Source organism: Nocardia jiangxiensis NBRC 101359 (genome assembly GCF_000308615.1).
GTDB classification, from domain to species: Bacteria; Actinomycetota; Actinomycetes; order Mycobacteriales; family Mycobacteriaceae; genus Nocardia; species Nocardia jiangxiensis.
The window spans coordinates 59166-74931 of the sequence record NZ_BAGB01000041.1; the positions used below are offsets into that span (position 1 = coordinate 59166).

A 15766-nucleotide genomic window follows, 5' to 3' on the forward strand; every position below is an offset into this window, starting at 1 on the left:
ACCGGACCGTTGCCGTTACTGGAGCCGAACGTCAGATGCAGACGTCTCACTCCAGCAACTGAAGCATCGCGAAGCCGTGCGTGGTTCCGCCCTCTGGTGCCGATGGGTATCAGCGGGTGAGAGGATCTCGTGGAAGTCCGAGCAGTCGCTCGGCGATGGTGTTTCGCATGATCTCCGACGTCCCGCCGGCGATCGTCAGGCACCGGGTGAACAGGTAATCGTAGGACAGGTCCGGTGTCTCGCACGTCACCCCCGCGGTCCCCGCCAGTTCCATCCCGAGGTTCGTGATCCGCTGCGAATGCTCGGCTTTGAGCAACTTGGTCACGTTGGCCTCCGGCCCCGGCCCGGCACCGATGACCGCCCGCGCGGCCTGGCGGAGGTTCAGTAGCCGCAGGGTATGTTCTTCGGCGAGTATCTCGCCCACCGCACGCTCGTCGCCGATGCGTGACGACGTGGCTCGGTCGAGCAGCTCGACCAGGTCGACACCGGTGAATCCGATCGAACCGCTGCCGCCGCCGATGGACACCCGCTCGTTACCGAGAGTGGCGCGAGCAACTTTCCAGCCCTGGCCTTCACCACCGACCACATCGGCGTCGGGCACGAAGACATCGTCGAAGAAGACCTCGTTGAACAATTCGTCGCCGGTGATTTCACGCAGCGGTCTGATCTCGACGCCGGGAGCCTCGAGGTCGATCGCCATCATCGTCACGCCGGCGTGCTTGGCTGCGGTGGGATCGGTTCGCACCGTAGCCAATCCCCACTTGCAGTGCAGCGCGGCGCTGGTCCATACCTTCTGCCCGGTGACCCGCCAGCCGCCCTCGACGCGCTTGCCCGCGGTGCGCACTGCTGCGGCATCCGATCCCGCGCCCGGCTCGCTGAACAGCTGGCACCAATCGGTGTTGCCACGAAGAACGTCGTCGACCCACCGCTTCTTCTGCTCGTCCGTGCCTTCCTGCGAGATCGTCAGGTTCACCCATCCGCCGATGCCGAGTTCGGGAAGATCGACTCCCTGGAATTCCTCTTCGATCACCAGCTGCTCGATCGCACCGGCGCCTCGGCCCCACGGAGCAGGCCAATGCGGAACGAGATACCCGCGGTCCACCAGGAAGTTTCGCTGCTCGGACTCGGGAAGCGCGGCCAGGCGCTCGACCGCGTCGCGGGCATCCTTGCGGTACTCGTCCGCCTCCTGCGGCAATTCGAACGACGCACCGTGCGCTTCGCCGGATCGGAACGCGGAAACGATGTCCGCCAACGGCTCTCGGTCTCGCAGCAGCGCGGCAACGGTCTGAGCACGCCGCAGATACAGGTGCGCGTCGTGCTCCCAGGTGAATCCGATTCCGCCATGGAGCTGAATGTTGGTGCGGGCGGTCATGACCTGAGCCCGTGCCGCGTGCGACGCCGCGACCGCAGCGGCGAACCAGGCGCCCTCCACATCGTTCGATCGCGCGGCGTCCCAGGTTGCGGCGACTGTCTTCTCGGCCTCGACGAGCATGTTCGCGCAATGATGCTTCACCGCCTGGAACGTGCCGATGGCCCGGCCGAACTGCTCCCGCGTTCTGGCGTAGGCGGTCGCCTCCTCGAGACATGCGAGCGAGCTACCCACCGCCTCCGCCGAGGCGAGGATGCGGAAAATCGTTGTGGCGCTTCGTGCTGCCCCGCGCAGAACTCGGTCGGATTCGACAGTTACTCCGGTGAGCGTCACCTTGCCGATTCGACGCGTCGAATCGAGCCCTTGCTGAACCTCGATCGACACCCCTGCCGCCGAAGGCTCGAGCAGCACGATGTCACCGCCGACGAGCAGCGCCAGGACATCGGCGTCCGGTGCGCCGAGTACCGCTCGGCTCTCTCCGCGCAGGATTCCCTCCCCCTCGAAGGCGAGTCCGCCCGACAACCCGAGAGCCCCGATGGCGCTTCCATCCGCAAGTCCGGGAAGGAGCGCGGACCGCACCGCATCCGACGCGCAGCGATCGATGACGGCGGAGGCCGCCACGGTGGGCAGAAATGGCCCGGGTGACACTTCGTGTCCGAGCGCTTCGAGGACGATACTGAGTTCCGGCAGCCCGAATCCGGACCCGCCGTACTCTTCGGGGAGGTGCAACCCGAGCCATCCGAGCTCTGCGGTGGCGGCCCACAGAGGCAGCGCCGCGGACTCGGTGACGCTTTCCAGCGTGCCCCGCGCCGCCTGACGCGCCTTGTGCCGCGCCAGATGAGATACCGCCACGTCGGCAAGGTCCTTGTGTTCCTCCGAGATCGCCAATGCCATGGCGGTACTACCTTTCGATCGAGGTGAGCGGACACCGGTCACCGAGATATGTGACCGCGCCTGTCAGATTGAAGCTACCCGGTCTGGATGATAAGCAACAGGGAATCCTCGACTCGGGGCCGGCACAGGCACCAGCGTGCACCGTAAGCACTACCTACAGGGGATGCACGGTGTTCCGACGCACGGTCGGCGGACCGCGCTATCTCCGCCCCATTGTGGACAAGATGTCAGATGATGGCTTATCGTTCTGATCGAGTGAAGCACGACACACCAGGACGGACAGCTGGCCATGAGCATTTCCCTGATTCTGGAGATGGCGGTCTCGGACAACCCGGACCGCATCGCACTCTCCGTCGAGAATTCTTCACTGACGTATCGGCAATTCACCGAGTTGGTGGCGGGCGTCGGCAGCATTCTCATCGAGTCCGGAGCCAAGAGTGTGGTGTTCCTCGGCCGCTCGGGCCTCGAACTTCCCGCCCTGCTTTTCGCCTCGGCCTACGCCGGCATCCCGTTCACCCCGGTCAACTACCGGCTCGCTGCCGGCGCGCTGGCGGCACTGATCGCTCGGGTCGACGGAGCAGTGGTCGTGGTCGACCGCTCGTACGCGGAGTCCGTCTCCGGCGTCGACGCGCCGGTGGTGCTCACCGACCAGCTGTTCGCGCAGGGGCGCGAGCAGGTGTCGGCACCACTGCCCGCCGTCGACGTCGATCCGGACTCTCCGGCGATCGTGCTGTTCACCAGCGGCACGACGTCCGAACCCAAGGGGGTGGTCCTGCGCCACAGCCACCTGTTGAGTTACGTGATGAGCACGGTCGAATTCGGTTCGGCGGCCGAAGCCGACGGCGCTCTGATCAGTGTCCCGCCGTACCACGTGGCCGGAATGGGAACGATCGTCAGCAACTTCTACGCCTGCCGACGGATGATCTACCTCCCCGACTTCGATGCCGCGCGGTGGGTTTCGCTCGCCCGCGCGCAGGGTGCGACCTCGGCCATGGTCGTCCCGACCATGCTCGACCGCATCGTCGATCATCTGGACATCGCACGCGTCGACATCCCGACGTTGACCTCGCTGTCCTACGGTGGCGCCCGCATGCCCAGGCCCACCCTCGAAGCCGCGCTGCGCGCGTTCCCCCGCGTCGGGTTCGTCAACGCCTACGGCCTCACCGAGACGAGCTCGACCATCGCATTGCTCGGGCCCGAGGATCACCGCGACGCGCTCGACAGCGACGATCCGGTCGTCGCCGCCCGCCTCGGCTCGATCGGGCGCCCGGTGCCCGGCATCGAGATCGAGATCCGCGACTCGGACGGCAACGTCGTCGCGGCCGGCGAGCAGGGTGAACTCTGGGTTCGCGGGCCCCAGGTCTCCGGTGAATACATGGGTTCGGGATCGGTGCTCGACGCCGCAGGATGGTTCCCTACCAAGGACCTCGCCTACCAGGATGCCGGCGGATTCCTCTTCATCGTCGGGCGCAACGACGACACCATCATTCGCGGTGGCGAGAACATCGCGCCGGCCGAGATCGAGGACGTACTCGTCGAGCATCCACTGGTCAGATCCGTTGCCGTCGTTGGTATTCCGGACGACCACTGGGGTCAGGCGATCGTCGCGACAGTGGTACTCGAATCCGGCGCCGTCTCCGGGCAGGAGCAGCTTCGCGACTTCGTTCGCGCCAAGCTCCGCAGTTCGAGGACGCCGGATCGCATCGTCTTTCGCAGTGAGTTGCCGAGCAGCCCGACCGGGAAAATTCTGCGGCGGAACATCGTCGCGGACATTCTCGCATCGACCGAAGCCACACCGGCCTGAGCCGGGTCGAAATTCAGGATTGTCGTACAAGAGGTTCGAGGAGAAGGAAAATGTTGAAGGTCGGAGTCCGACTGCGGAGCCAGGTGTGTGCCACTCAGGTGATCGTCGTCCGCGCGGGCAGTGCCGCCGCCGCTCTTCAGTGCGGTGGGTATCCCATGCTCGAGCTGTCCGAGACTCCCGCCGAAGGCCTCACTGCCGTAGCAGGATTCACCGAAGGAACGGCGATCGGCAAGCGATACGTCAATGCCGACGGCACCGTCGAAGTGCTCGCCACCAAGGGCGGCGCAGGCTCGCTCGCGCTCGATGACGCGGCATTGACACTCAAGGCGCCCAAGCCGCTGCCGTCCAGCGACTGAGCGCGTGGCCGCCGATACCGTCGGCCGATTCCCACACCACCACGCGCGCCCGCTCCCCGGGCACGACATGGCAATGCGACAGACCACCGAGCAGCAAAGGAATTCGATGTCGGAAACAACGACCACGGCCGAGGCCCCCGCATTGATCGAACGCCGTGGGCACGTCATGGTCATCACGCTGAACCGACCTCGAGCCCGCAATGCCGTCAACGCCGAGATGTGCGTTCGCGTCGGTGACGCACTCGAGGAAGCCGAGAACGACGCAGATATTCGCGTCGTCGTTCTGACCGGTGCCGGCGACAAGGCATTCTGCGCGGGCGCTGACCTGAAGGCCCTCGCCCGCGGCGAGAGCGTCATCCCCGAAGGTCGCGAGAAGTGGGGACTGGCAGGCTATGTCTCCCATGCCATTTCCAAGCCGACGATCGCCGCGGTGAACGGGCCCGCACTCGGCGGCGGCACCGAACTGGTACTCGCCAGCGATCTGGCCGTCGCAGCCGACACCGCGACGTTCGGACTGCCCGAAGTCACGCGCGGGCTCATCGCAGGCGCGGGTGGGGCCTTTCGACTGGCCAACGCGCTGCCACGCACCGTGGCAATGGAACTCTTGCTGACCGGCGACCCGATCACCGCGCGGCAAGCGCTCGAGTTCCACCTGATCAATCGTGTCGTACCTGCTGAAAGCGTGCTGGACACCGCGCTCGAACTGGCCGAAAGGATCGCGGCCAATGCACCGCTGGCCGTTCAGGCGCACAAGCGAATTGCCTTGCAGCAGAACGCCGATGGAAGTCGCCCGGCCGAAGTCACCGGATGGGCGATGACGAACGGCGAACTCCCCGCGATCGCGCACTCCCAGGATGCGCAGGAAGGACCCCGCGCATTCGCCGAGAAGCGCGCACCGATCTGGCAGGGGAAGTAGATACGGTACGAAGACATCGCCGGTGCCGCCGACATGTGTCGGCAGCACCGGCGATAGCCTCTGGCCGAAGACGTCGTGTCACATCTGCAGCGCGACGAACTTCGTCTCCAGGAACTCGTCTTCGATCAAGTAGTCGCAAAACGGCCGAACCGGAACAAGTCGCTGCTGGATGGTGGCCTTGGCCAGTCCCACACCGGACTCGATCGACACCACGTTCTTGCCGCGGCGATGCGGCCGAGAAGTCAACTCCCGCACGAACACTGCGATGTGAGCGCGGTTCGCCGTCACCGGATCAGCGCGCTCCGGCTCGAACATCAGCAAGTACTCCGCCAGGCCCTGACCACAGGCATCGATCGGGCGCGGCGCCCGACCGAGATCAACCCAAATGCCCAGCCATACCGCCGCCAGCTCGTGCCGGGCCAGTACAGGCCATTATGACCAAGGTCGAGTAGTCCCGGCATCCGCCGTTGTCGAAGCTCACACGTCGCGCCTGCGAATCGATGCCGGTGACCTTGCTGGGTCGCCGGATCCGGCGCGCGCGGAGACATCACCGCCGAACACCGGGCCGCCCGGGAAAAGTTGCGCGCCTTCACTGTTGCGCTTGCCGGCGCTGCGGTTGAGGAGCAGCGCCGCCGCCACGGCGATCACGAGGGCGATGATTCCCGTCCAAGCTGCAGCATCATAGCCGTTTTCTCTCGGCGTGTTCGAGCCGCTGGGCGTGTGCACGACAAGCAGGGTCGCGCTCAGAGCGCTGCCGACAGAGTAGCCGACATATCGCAGGACCTGGTAGAAGCTGTTGGCGCTGCCGGTCTCCTGCGGCGGCACTCCCCGGTGAATCTGGGCCGGGTTGACGGCGAATACGACACCGATGCCGAAACCGGCCAAACCCATACACACCAGCAGTGGCACGAGATGCGCGCGAGTGGTGAGGAACAGCACCATGGCGGCGATGAGAACCACGCTACTGGCGGCCGTGAGTGCTTCCAGCGAGAATCGACGCATGGCTCGCACCGCCAGCCGACTCGCAACGAAGCTCCCCACCGAATACGGCACAAGCATCACACCGGCGAGAGCGGCCGAGTAACCATAGCCGTAACCGGCCGCGACCGGGGTTTGGGCGTAGCGGACCACGAGCGACAGCAGCGGATAGATTCCGGCTCCCACGAGCACGACCATGACGTCGGCTGCGAGTACGGAAGGATGCCGGAGCAGCCTGACATCGACCAAAGGAGCTCGGTGACGAAGCTCCCACCACGTCCAGGCGCACATGACCACAACGGCGACCACAACCGCCGACACCAGTGCCGGTGACGTCCAACCCCACTGCGGGCCTTGCGAACACGCCAGCAAAAGGGCCACGATGGCCACCGTGAGCAGTGCGAGGCCGACGGCATCCAGGCGACGCGGCCGCCGGTCCGGATTGGGTGGCAGCGCCCAGGCGGCCATCCCGATGGTGACCACGGTCAGCGCGGCACCGAACCAGAACGCCGCCGCCAGCCCGCCGTAAGCGGTGATCAGCCCCGCGACCGGGTATCCGACCCCCAGCCCGGCGGCGGTGGTGACGCCGATCAGCGCAATGCCCGAGGCCTGCTTTCGTTCCGGCAAACCGTCGCGGGCGGCCGTGATCGCGAGCGGAACCAGCCCGAGCCCCACACCCTGCAGCGCACGACCGGCCAGCAGCCACTCGAAACCCAATGGCAGAGCGGACAATACGCAGCCCGAGGCGACGACCGCCAACGCGCAGAGGATTGTCTCGCGGCGCCGGCGCCCATCACCGAGTCGTCCCAGCAGCGGCGCCGCCACTGCCCCGGCGAGCAGTGAAATGGTCAGTGCCCATTGCGATGTCGCCAGCGACACGTGCAGGTCGGCGACGATCGTCGGCAAAAGGGGTGCACCCAGGCTGCCTACCGCGGTCGAGACCACCCCCAGCAACACCAGCGCGGGCAGCAGCACCGCCTGCCGAACATTCGCGTTCACGCGAGTCATGACGCACAACCTCGTTTCATCGGCACTTCGCCCCAACTAATATACAAGTGTGAAATAATTCGGGAGTGTGAGGTGCGCCTCTCGTAGGCTGGCAGCCATGGAACGCAGGCCAGGGCGCGACCGCCGGGCAGACCCGCGATCGGTACGAAGCCGGGCCGCACTGTCGCGGGCGATCTTGGAGGTGGCGGCGGAGCAGCCCATAGACCGGGTGACAATCACGGCGCTGTGCGAGCGAGCCGGAGTAACACGCCGGACCTTCTACAACCACGCCGGATCACCTGTGGACCTGTTGAAGCAAGTCCTGACCACAGAGCTGGACGAGGTCGGTGCACAGATGCGCGCCGAGAGCACCCGATCCGACATCGACCTCTCCGTGGCGGTACGACACAGTCTCGGGGCGATACTCGAACACGCCCACCGTAATCGGTCGATCTACCGCGACGCGGCCACCGGCCGCCTACACCCAGAACTCTACGTACTGCTCAGCGACCACTTCTTCGACGCGATCCGACACTCCATCCTGACCTCCGTGCGTCGGATCCCCGAAATCGATGGTGTCCGTGCAGGATCCGCACGCTACCCAGCGTCAGTAGAGCTACACGCCTCCTTCATCGCCCACGCCTACGCCGGTGTCATCGAGCGGGCACTCGACAATCCGATGGCCTCCAACGACTTCGTTCTCGACATCGTCCTCGCGACACTGCCCGACTGGATGCTCGACAAGCATTGAGCGCCTGCCGAGTTCACCGACACCCCCATCCGGCCGGCGCACGCGCGTATCACTCCGGCAGAGCTAACTCCCGCAACCGATGTCACCCGCGCCGGATACCTCGGCCAAGATCTCCGGCAGGGGCACCAGGCGACCGGCGTGGGTGCGGAAACGTCATCGCCCTACCACTGTATTTCGCTGCTGCCCAATGCCTTCGACCTCGATCTCGATCGTGTCACCCGGCCGCAGGGAAATGCGAGGCGTGCGGGCGTCACCGCTCCCGGCAGGGGTCCCGGTCAGGATGACGTCTCCCGGATGCAGTGTGAAGAACCGTGAACAGTACGAAATAAGTTCCGGCACAGTGAAAATCATGTCCGCAGTGGTTCCGTCTTGAACGAGGGTCCCGTTTCGGCGGGTGCGAATTCCGATCGCCTGCGGGGCGACGACCTCATCGGCAGTGACCACGAGCGGCCCCAGCGGGCAGAAGGTGTCGAGCCCCTTACCCCGGACCCACTGCCCGTCCTCGGCTTGTAGGTCTCGGGCCGAGATATCGTTCGCCGCAATGTATCCGAACACCACACCCATGGCATCGGAGACGTCGATGTTGCGGCACCGTGTGCCGATGACCACGCCCAGCTCCGCCTCCCAATCCACCCTGGTCGTCAGTGCGGTATCGACCACGATGTCGTCGGCGGGGCCGATTGCACTCGACGAAAGTTTCGGAAACAGGTAGGGCACTTTCGGTGTGTCCCAACCCATCTCACGCACCGTATCGCGGTAGTTCAATCCGATTCCGAAGATCGTCGGCGGACGGTAAGGCAGGGCGAACTCGGTCTCCACGGGGTCGCGCCCCAATGGCGTCCACGACGGTCGCGCCCCACCGATGACGTCGAGCAGGGAGGTGCCGTCACCGGCCTTCCGCCATGTCGTTCCATCGGATGCGACCAGTACGCGACGTCGTTCGAGCCGCAGCGTGCCGTAACGCATGCACCACACCTTCCGATTCTTGTGTCCCATTCATTGGGAGGCTATCGTACTGAATGAGACATCACCAGAGCCGCTCTACCGAGGAAGGCACGCGCTATGCCCGAACAGCCCCATCAGATACCGCTCGATCAGGCAGTCCTGGAGAAGTTCCGGCGGATCAGCACCGCGACCTTGGCCACGAGACTGTTCGCTATCGGGCTCCGCCAGCAATATCTGGTCGGGCTCCGTCCGCTGAATACGTCCCTCGACGGCTTCGTCGGCGAGGCGCACACGATGCGATTCATCCCGGCCCGCGAGGACATCGACACCCTCGACAGCCTGCACGGTCCGGAGAATCTGCAGTGGATCGGCGTGGAATCGTTGCAACCGGGGCAAGTGCTGGTGATCGACAGTCGCAGCGACATCAGTGCCGCCTCGGCCGGGGACATGCTGGTGACGCGGGCCTTGCACAAGGGCGCCGCGGCTGTGGTCACCGACGGCGCGTTCCGTGATGGCCATGTGCTCGAAGGGATTCCGCTTCCGACCTACAGCCGGGCGATCACCGCCACCACCCGGTTGAGCAGCTTCCACGTCGCCGATCTGCAGGTCCCCATCGGCTGCGCGGGCGTCGCGGTCTATCCCGGCGATGTGCTCGTCGGCGACCGCGACGGCGTGATCGTGATCCCTCGCCACGTGGCGCCGCAGATCATCGACGACTGCGTCGACCAGGAGGAGTTGGAGGCGTACCTGCACCTGCGGGTCCACAACGGCGAACCACTCATCGGCGGGGTGTATCCGCCCAATGACGCGACGAAGGCGCAGTTCCGCGCATGGAAGGCCGAGCAGGGAGCGATCGCATGACAACCAGCACCGGCGAATTCCGCAACCTCGACCGGGACATTCAGCGCACACGCATGGAATCCACCATCCGAACCTATTTCGACGGCTGCAACGAGGCCGACGTGGAGAAGATGGCCGCAACATTCGCTCCGGATGCCGTGCACTACTTTCCGCCGGGACTGGACGGACCGTGGGTCGGCAATCGGACCATCGCCGAGAACTGGCGAAAACTGGTGTTGACCATCGGATCGGCGTGGACGATCGATCGGCTGATCGCCGAGCCCGAATCACTGCAGGCCGTAATCGAATGGACTCACTACAAGACCGCGCTCGGCGGATTCCTGCGCGGCGACGAGTGGTACCGGTTCGATCCGAAGTCCGGGCTTATCACCGAGATCCGCGCCTTCTACGCCGCGCGGTCCGACGGCCGCCAGCACGTCGAGCTGGAGGGCTACGACTACGCCGGCCAGGGCTATCACCTCGAATGCCCGATCGCCCGGCCCCACCCCGATGCCACCACCGATTGAATCGCGCGAAAGGATCCCTGTGCCGATCGACACCGAACATCCCGCCCCCGCCCCGGACACCGTCGTTTCCGTAGACCCGCGTTCAGGCCGCGCCACCCGCACATCGCTGCACACCACGACCGATGACGAGGTGACCGCAATCTGCCGGCGTGCCGCATCCGCATTCCCGCGGTTCGAGCGCGCCGGACGGGCCGGGCGGGCGCGCTTCCTGCGCGCGATCGCCGCCCGGCTCGAGCTGCATCGCGACGAGATCGTCTCGACCGCACAGCGCGAAACGGGCTTGCCCACTGCGAGATTGACCAGCGAACACGCACGCACTTGCTACCAGATGCGACTGTTCGCCGATGTCCTCGACGAGGGCGGCTATCTCGAGGCCGCGATCGACCATGCGGCCGATACCCCCATGGGCCCGGGCCCGGATCTGCGGCGGCTGCTCGTTCCGATCGGCCCGGTCGCCGTGTTCGGCGCCAGCAATTTCCCGCTGGCGTTCTCGGTGCCCGGCGGCGACACCGCCTCGGCCCTGGCCGCCGGGTGCCCAGTGATCGTGAAGGCGCACGGCTCCCATCCCCTGACCTCTGCACTGTGCCACCAGGCCATGGCCGAGGCGGCCGCGGAGACGGACATACCGGCCGACGTCGTCGCTCTCGTCTTCGGCCAGGACGCGGGCGCGGCGCTGGTCGCGGATGCACACATCACGGCGGTCGGGTTCACCGGATCCCTGTCCGGCGCACAGGCATTGCTGCGCATCATCGGCGACCGCGAGCAGCCGATACCTTTCTACGGCGAGCTGTCGAGCATCAACCCGCTCGTCGTCACCCCGGCTGCGGCGGCGGCACGGGGCGCCGAGATCGCGCGCGGGTTCGTCACCTCGATCACCGCGTCCGGTGGGCAGCTGTGCACGAAGCCCGGAATCGTGTTCGTGCCCGATGGTCCGGACGGCGATGTCACGGTCGACAGCTTGCGCAGTGCGCTGGCGGCATCCGATCACCAGGTGCTGCTGAACGAGCGGATTCACCGCTCCTACCTCGCCGACTCCACAGCGCTGGCCTCACTACCTGCCGTCGATTCCGTCCTCACCGGCACGGCGGCCGGGCCGGACGGATTCAGCGTCACACCGATGGTTCTCACGCTTCGCGCGGGCGATCTGTCGGAGGCTTCGACCACCGAATGCTTCGGTCCGATCGCGGTCGTGGCCCGCTACGGCGATGAGGCCGAGTTGCGCACCGGCCTCGAGAGGCTGCCTGCCTCACTGACCGGCACCGTCCACGCCGAAGCGGAGGAGTCCGGTCTGCTCGCCGGTTTGTCGGAGTTGTTGCGCCCCAAGGCGGGTCGGCTGATCTTCAACGGATTCCCCACCGGTGTCCGGGTTTCCTGGGCGCAGACCCACGGCGGCCCCTGGCCCGCGACCAACACCGTGCACACCTCGGTGGGCACGACATCGATCCGGCGGTTCCTGCGGCCGGTCACCTGGCAGGACGCCCCGCAACCCGTACTCCCGGAGGAACTCCGCGACGGAGAGCACCGAATTCCACTCCGGCTCAACGGCACATTGATTCTTCCCTGAGGAGGCCACCGTGGCTGCACCACGTATCACCGAGGTCCGCCTGACACCGATCCTGATATCCGACGCCCCGCTGCTCAATGTCGCGGGCGTACACCAGCCGTACGCGCCTCGATTGGTGGTCGAACTGATCACCGAAACCGGAACGGCCGGGTTCGGCGAAACCTACGGCGACTCCGCATATCTCGAACTCGCCGAGAAACTCGCACCACGGCTCGTCGGCATGCCGGTCGATGCGGTCAACGCGATCTGCCGGGTCGGCAAGGATCCCGGCGGGCTCCGGGTCATCGACCCCAACCCCGATGCCAGCGGGTATCGCGGCCTGCTGACCACCGAAAAGCAGCGGCTGAGCGTGATTTCCGCCTTCGAGGGCGCGGCTCTGGACGCGTTCGGCAAGCACCTCGGCGTCCCGGTATACGACCTGCTCGGCGGTAAGGTCCGCGACCGCGTGGAATACAGCGGCTACCTGTTTTACAAGTGGGGCCAACACCCAGCAAGCTCCCCGAACGCGCCGCACGACAGCTGGGGCGAGGCGATCGATCCCGACGGAGTGGTCGCGCTCGCCCGGAAGTTCCACGACTACGGCGGTTTCCGGTCCTTCAAGCTCAAGGGCGGCGCATTCCCGGCCGAGGAGGAGGTCGGGGCGATCAAGGCCCTGCGGGGCGCATTCCCGGACCATCCGCTGCGCCTGGACCCGAATGGGGCGTGGTCACTGGAGACCTCGTTGCGGGTCGCTCGGGAATTGACAGGGGTGGTGGAATACCTCGAGGATCCGACCTTCCGTCTCGACGATATGGCCGAGGTGCACCGACAGACCGGAATGACGTTGGCCACCAACATGATCGTGACCGCGACCCATGAGATCAAACCCGCATTCGACGCCGATGCGGTGCAGGTGGTCCTGTCCGATCACCACTTCTGGGGCGGCCTGCTCGCCACCCGCGACCTGGCCGCCATCTGCGCCGCCTACGGCAAGGGTATATCGATGCATTCGAACACCCACCTCGGTATCTCACTGGCCACGATGACACACGTCGCCGCCACCGTTCCCGAGCTCCGGTACGCCTGTGACACTCACTACCCGTGGCAGGCCCGCGAGGACATCCTCACCGAGCCGATCACGTTCGCCGATGGGTGCGTAGAGCTGTCGGGCAAACCCGGACTCGGCGTGGAAGTGGACACCGATGCCGTCGCACGGCTGCACGAGCGGTACGTGAAGATGCCCCACATGCGCAACCGCGACGACATCGCCGCGATGCGCGCGGTACATCCGGACTATCGACGTCCGACCATGCCCAAATACTGACGGCGCGACTCACCCCGCTCGAGCCGAATCCTATTGTGCCGCTGCCGAATATCCGAGCTCCGCGGAGAGCTTGGCGGCGGTCTCGGCCACCAGCGGGCCGACCTCACCGATGATGCGCTCCATCCGTTCGGCCACACCCGCCACGCTGATCGCCGCGATCGGCGTGCCGGTGTGGTCACGGATGGGCGCCCCGGCGCAACAACTGGACTCGTCGAACTCCCGCAGATCCTGCGACCAGCCCCTGGCCCGCGTCGCCTCGATCTCGCGACGAAGTCCAGCGACGGTCGAGGCGTCGACAGGTGACGCATCGGAGGCCACCAGATCGTCCAGCACCGCATCGACGCGATCCGGCGGCAGCGCCGACAGATACGCGCGGCCCACCGAGGTGCAGTGCAACGGCCGTGACGTGCCCAGCTCGTCGGAAACGGCGACCGGGCGGGGACCTCGCTCCCGATGGACGAACACCATGTTCAGCCCGTTCGGGACCGCAAGGCTGACGGTCTCCTGTGTGACATCGCGCAGCGCACGCAGCGCGGGAATAGCGATGTCACGCAGGTCGACCGAGGCGACCGCGGCCGCCGACAAGCGCGCCGCAGCGGGCCCCAGGCGCAGTAATCCGGTACCGGAATCCGTTGCCAGCCAGTCCTTTTCCTTCAAGCGATCGATGAGCCGGTACGTCGTGCTCCGGCTCAGACCCAGCGCGTTCGCAAGATCGACGGCACTGCAGGTCCGCACCGCACCGAGATGCTCCAGCATCGCCAACCCTCGATCGAGCGCGCCTGCGGTCTTATCGGGCGCGGTCATATCGTCGGCCATCCTCACCCTCCCACTGCTAACACCACAGAGCCGAACTCTGTCCCATTGGCTGAGACTACACCGAACCCGCGCGCCGACCCGACGAGCGAACCCGCAGACCGATGAGATCCACGCAGAACCCCTTGCTCTATGACGGGCATCACTGTACCGTAAGGAAGTCCTACTGAGTGGGACTGCAACCCATTAAATAGGAATCCACGCCGCGGGCGCCTACCGAGCGCCGCCGAGCATGCGCCATCACGCAGATCGACGTGTTGATTCTTCGAAACCCGTGAAGGGGTGCCTCCGGTGGCCGCAAAAACGTCACGAGACGGTGAGTCCTCGCTGGTCGCGTCCGCGCTCGACAGCGCCGTCGCCAAGATCTTCCGGCGCATCGTGCCGCTGTTCGCGATCATGATGATGTGTAATCAGCTCGACCGCAGCAACATCGGGTACGCGCAACATCATCTGGAAACTGACCTCGGCATCGGCGCCGCGGCTTACGGGCTGGGCGCCGGCCTGTTCTTCGTCGCCTACACGATCTTCGAACTCCCCAGCAATGCGCTCATGCAGCGGATCGGCGCCAAGATCTGGCTCTCGCGGATCTGCGTGAGCTGGGGCCTGGTCTCGGCGGCGACACTCTTCACCCAGGGACCGATCAGTTTCTACATCCTGCGTTTTCTGCTCGGGGTCGCCGAAGCGGGATTCGTGCCGTCGGTGCTGTACTTCCTGACGACCTGGCTGCCCAACTCCCATCGCGGCCGCGCGAACGCCCGCTACGCCGTCGGCGCACTGATCGCCTTCACCCTGTCCGGTCCGCTGTCGGGTCCGCTGCTCTCGCTCAACGGGTTTCTCGGTCTCGCGGGGTGGAAGTGGATGTTCCTGGTCGAAGGAATCGCTTCGGTGGCGATCGGAGTCTTCGCCTACTTCCGGCTGGACTCGAAGATCACCGACGCGGCCTGGTTGACACCCCAGGAACAGAACGCGCTCATCACGACGATCGCGCGGGAGAACGCCGAGGTCGAGTCGCACTACGGACCCGGCAGGCCGTCCCTGTTGTCGGTGCTGAAGGACCCCCGGATCGCGTTGTTCGTGATCATCTATTTCGCCACCCAGATGTCGATCTTCGCCAATACCTTCTGGCTGCCGTCCATCGTCCGCAATATCGAGGGGACCAATGACATCACCGTTGGCCTGCTGTCCTCGCTGCCCTGGATATGCGCCATCGTCGTCATGTTCGCGGTGGCGCGACTGGGAGACCGCACCGGCAAACGCCTCCAGATCCTCATCGGCCTGTTGCTCGTTTCCGCGGTCGGCTCCTACCTGGCCGGCATCACCACCCCCTGGGTAGCCCTGCTGACGCTGTGCATCGCGGCCACGGGATTCAAATCCATCAGCCCCATCTTCTGGCCGATCGTGCAGAAGTCGGTCCATCCCATGGCGGTCGGCACCGCCATCGCGGTCATCAACGCACTGGCCAACCTCGGCGGATTCGTGGCGCCCTATGGCTTCGGCCTGATCAAGCAGCACACCGGCAGCACCCAGTGGGGCTTGTTCGGATTGGCGCTGGCATCGGTGCTGGCCGCGCTGTGCTGCCTGCTGATCAGGGAGCGCTCGTCACGCGGCGCCATCGCCGACACTCCCCCACCGACTCCGGCAACCACCGAATCCTCGGGCCCACGCCCCCGAACCACCAACTGAAACTGAGTGATTCGCCGAAATCCCGGCACGACAAGA

The 15766-nt window shown here is 65.8% G+C and carries 14 protein-coding genes; 9 read left to right on the top strand and 5 right to left on the bottom strand.

The window, feature by feature from the left end:
- Positions 1-109 precede the first annotated feature (109 nt).
- Entirely contained in the window at positions 110-2263 is a 2154-nt protein-coding gene (locus ON40_RS14415; protein ID WP_040822770.1) for an acyl-CoA dehydrogenase family protein, read from the bottom strand.
- Between the two features lie 289 nt (positions 2264-2552).
- Here ON40_RS14415 and ON40_RS14420 point away from each other — a divergent pair, with 289 nt between their 5' ends.
- From ON40_RS14420 to ON40_RS14430, 3 genes are all read left to right on the top strand, one after another.
- Positions 2553-4067, top strand: a complete 1515-nt coding sequence (locus ON40_RS14420) for a class I adenylate-forming enzyme family protein (RefSeq protein WP_040822771.1) — start codon at positions 2553-2555, stop codon at positions 4065-4067.
- A gap of 50 nt (positions 4068-4117) precedes the next feature.
- Positions 4118-4423, top strand: a complete 306-nt coding sequence (locus ON40_RS14425) for a hypothetical protein (RefSeq protein WP_040822774.1) — start codon at positions 4118-4120, stop codon at positions 4421-4423.
- Between the two features lie 106 nt (positions 4424-4529).
- Positions 4530-5339: a crotonase/enoyl-CoA hydratase family protein gene (locus tag ON40_RS14430; protein ID WP_040822776.1), complete on the top strand. Its 810-nt coding sequence runs from the start codon at positions 4530-4532 to the stop codon at positions 5337-5339.
- Positions 5340-5417: 78 nt separating this feature from the next.
- Here ON40_RS14430 and ON40_RS53930 read toward each other — a convergent pair whose 3' ends face one another.
- Both ON40_RS53930 and ON40_RS14440 read right to left on the bottom strand, forming a co-directional pair.
- Positions 5418-5654, bottom strand: coding sequence for a hypothetical protein (locus ON40_RS53930; protein ID WP_051193106.1), 237 nt, complete (start codon positions 5652-5654; stop codon positions 5418-5420).
- Between the two features lie 162 nt (positions 5655-5816).
- On the bottom strand, positions 5817-7292 hold the full coding sequence (locus ON40_RS14440; RefSeq protein WP_245567801.1) for an MFS transporter: 1476 nt from the start codon (positions 7290-7292) through the stop codon (positions 5817-5819).
- Positions 7293-7422: 130 nt separating this feature from the next.
- Between ON40_RS14440 and ON40_RS14445 the strand changes: the two genes are divergently transcribed.
- Entirely contained in the window at positions 7423-8055 is a 633-nt protein-coding gene (locus tag ON40_RS14445) for a TetR/AcrR family transcriptional regulator (RefSeq protein ID WP_083895635.1), read from the top strand.
- Between the two features lie 153 nt (positions 8056-8208).
- Here ON40_RS14445 and ON40_RS14450 read toward each other — a convergent pair whose 3' ends face one another.
- Positions 8209-9021 carry a fumarylacetoacetate hydrolase family protein gene (locus tag ON40_RS14450; RefSeq protein WP_083895720.1) on the bottom strand — a complete coding sequence of 271 codons (813 nt, stop codon included), beginning with the start codon at positions 9019-9021 and terminating at the stop codon, positions 8209-8211.
- Positions 9022-9117: 96 nt separating this feature from the next.
- Between ON40_RS14450 and ON40_RS14455 the strand changes: the two genes are divergently transcribed.
- From ON40_RS14455 to ON40_RS14470, 4 genes are read left to right on the top strand one after another with little or no spacing between them, the layout of a single operon-like run.
- On the top strand, positions 9118-9861 hold the full coding sequence (locus tag ON40_RS14455; RefSeq protein WP_040822780.1) for a ribonuclease activity regulator RraA: 744 nt from the start codon (positions 9118-9120) through the stop codon (positions 9859-9861).
- Positions 9858-10367, top strand: coding sequence for a nuclear transport factor 2 family protein (locus ON40_RS14460; protein ID WP_083895636.1), 510 nt, complete (start codon positions 9858-9860; stop codon positions 10365-10367). Before ON40_RS14455 ends, ON40_RS14460 begins: the two co-directional genes overlap by 4 nt.
- 19 nt (positions 10368-10386) lie before the next feature.
- Positions 10387-11931, top strand: a complete 1545-nt coding sequence (locus tag ON40_RS14465; protein ID WP_218008790.1) for an aldehyde dehydrogenase (NADP(+)) — start codon at positions 10387-10389, stop codon at positions 11929-11931.
- A gap of 10 nt (positions 11932-11941) precedes the next feature.
- Positions 11942-13234 carry an enolase C-terminal domain-like protein gene (locus ON40_RS14470; RefSeq protein WP_040822781.1) on the top strand — a complete coding sequence of 431 codons (1293 nt, stop codon included), beginning with the start codon at positions 11942-11944 and terminating at the stop codon, positions 13232-13234.
- Positions 13235-13264: 30 nt separating this feature from the next.
- Here the strand turns inward: ON40_RS14470 and ON40_RS14475 are convergent, their stop codons facing one another.
- A complete protein-coding gene (locus ON40_RS14475) occupies positions 13265-14038 on the bottom strand; it encodes an IclR family transcriptional regulator (protein WP_040823969.1) in 774 nt (257 codons plus the stop codon).
- A 300-nt stretch (positions 14039-14338) separates the two neighbouring features.
- Here ON40_RS14475 and ON40_RS14480 point away from each other — a divergent pair, with 300 nt between their 5' ends.
- Positions 14339-15730, top strand: coding sequence for an MFS transporter (locus ON40_RS14480; RefSeq protein ID WP_051193108.1), 1392 nt, complete (start codon positions 14339-14341; stop codon positions 15728-15730).
- The last annotated feature ends 36 nt before the right edge of the window (positions 15731-15766 follow it).

Excerpts from the sequence above, each read along its gene's own strand:
- ON40_RS14455 (WP_040822780.1), top strand. The coding sequence starts at position 9,118 with ATGCCCGAACAGCCCCATCAGATACCGCTCGATCAGGCAGTCCTGGAG.
- ON40_RS14445 (WP_083895635.1), top strand. The coding sequence starts at position 7,423 with ATGGAACGCAGGCCAGGGCGCGACCGCCGGGCAGACCCGCGATCGGTA.
- ON40_RS14460 (WP_083895636.1), top strand. The coding sequence starts at position 9,858 with ATGACAACCAGCACCGGCGAATTCCGCAACCTCGACCGGGACATTCAG.
- ON40_RS14425 (WP_040822774.1), top strand. The coding sequence starts at position 4,118 with ATGTTGAAGGTCGGAGTCCGACTGCGGAGCCAGGTGTGTGCCACTCAG.
- ON40_RS14430 (WP_040822776.1), top strand. The coding sequence starts at position 4,530 with ATGTCGGAAACAACGACCACGGCCGAGGCCCCCGCATTGATCGAACGC.
- ON40_RS14450 (WP_083895720.1), bottom strand. The coding sequence starts at position 9,021 with ATGCGTTACGGCACGCTGCGGCTCGAACGACGTCGCGTACTGGTCGCA.
- ON40_RS14415 (WP_040822770.1), bottom strand. The coding sequence starts at position 2,263 with ATGGCATTGGCGATCTCGGAGGAACACAAGGACCTTGCCGACGTGGCG.
- ON40_RS14420 (WP_040822771.1), top strand. The coding sequence starts at position 2,553 with ATGAGCATTTCCCTGATTCTGGAGATGGCGGTCTCGGACAACCCGGAC.
- ON40_RS53930 (WP_051193106.1), bottom strand. The coding sequence starts at position 5,654 with ATGTTCGAGCCGGAGCGCGCTGATCCGGTGACGGCGAACCGCGCTCAC.
- ON40_RS14475 (WP_040823969.1), bottom strand. The coding sequence starts at position 14,038 with ATGACCGCGCCCGATAAGACCGCAGGCGCGCTCGATCGAGGGTTGGCG.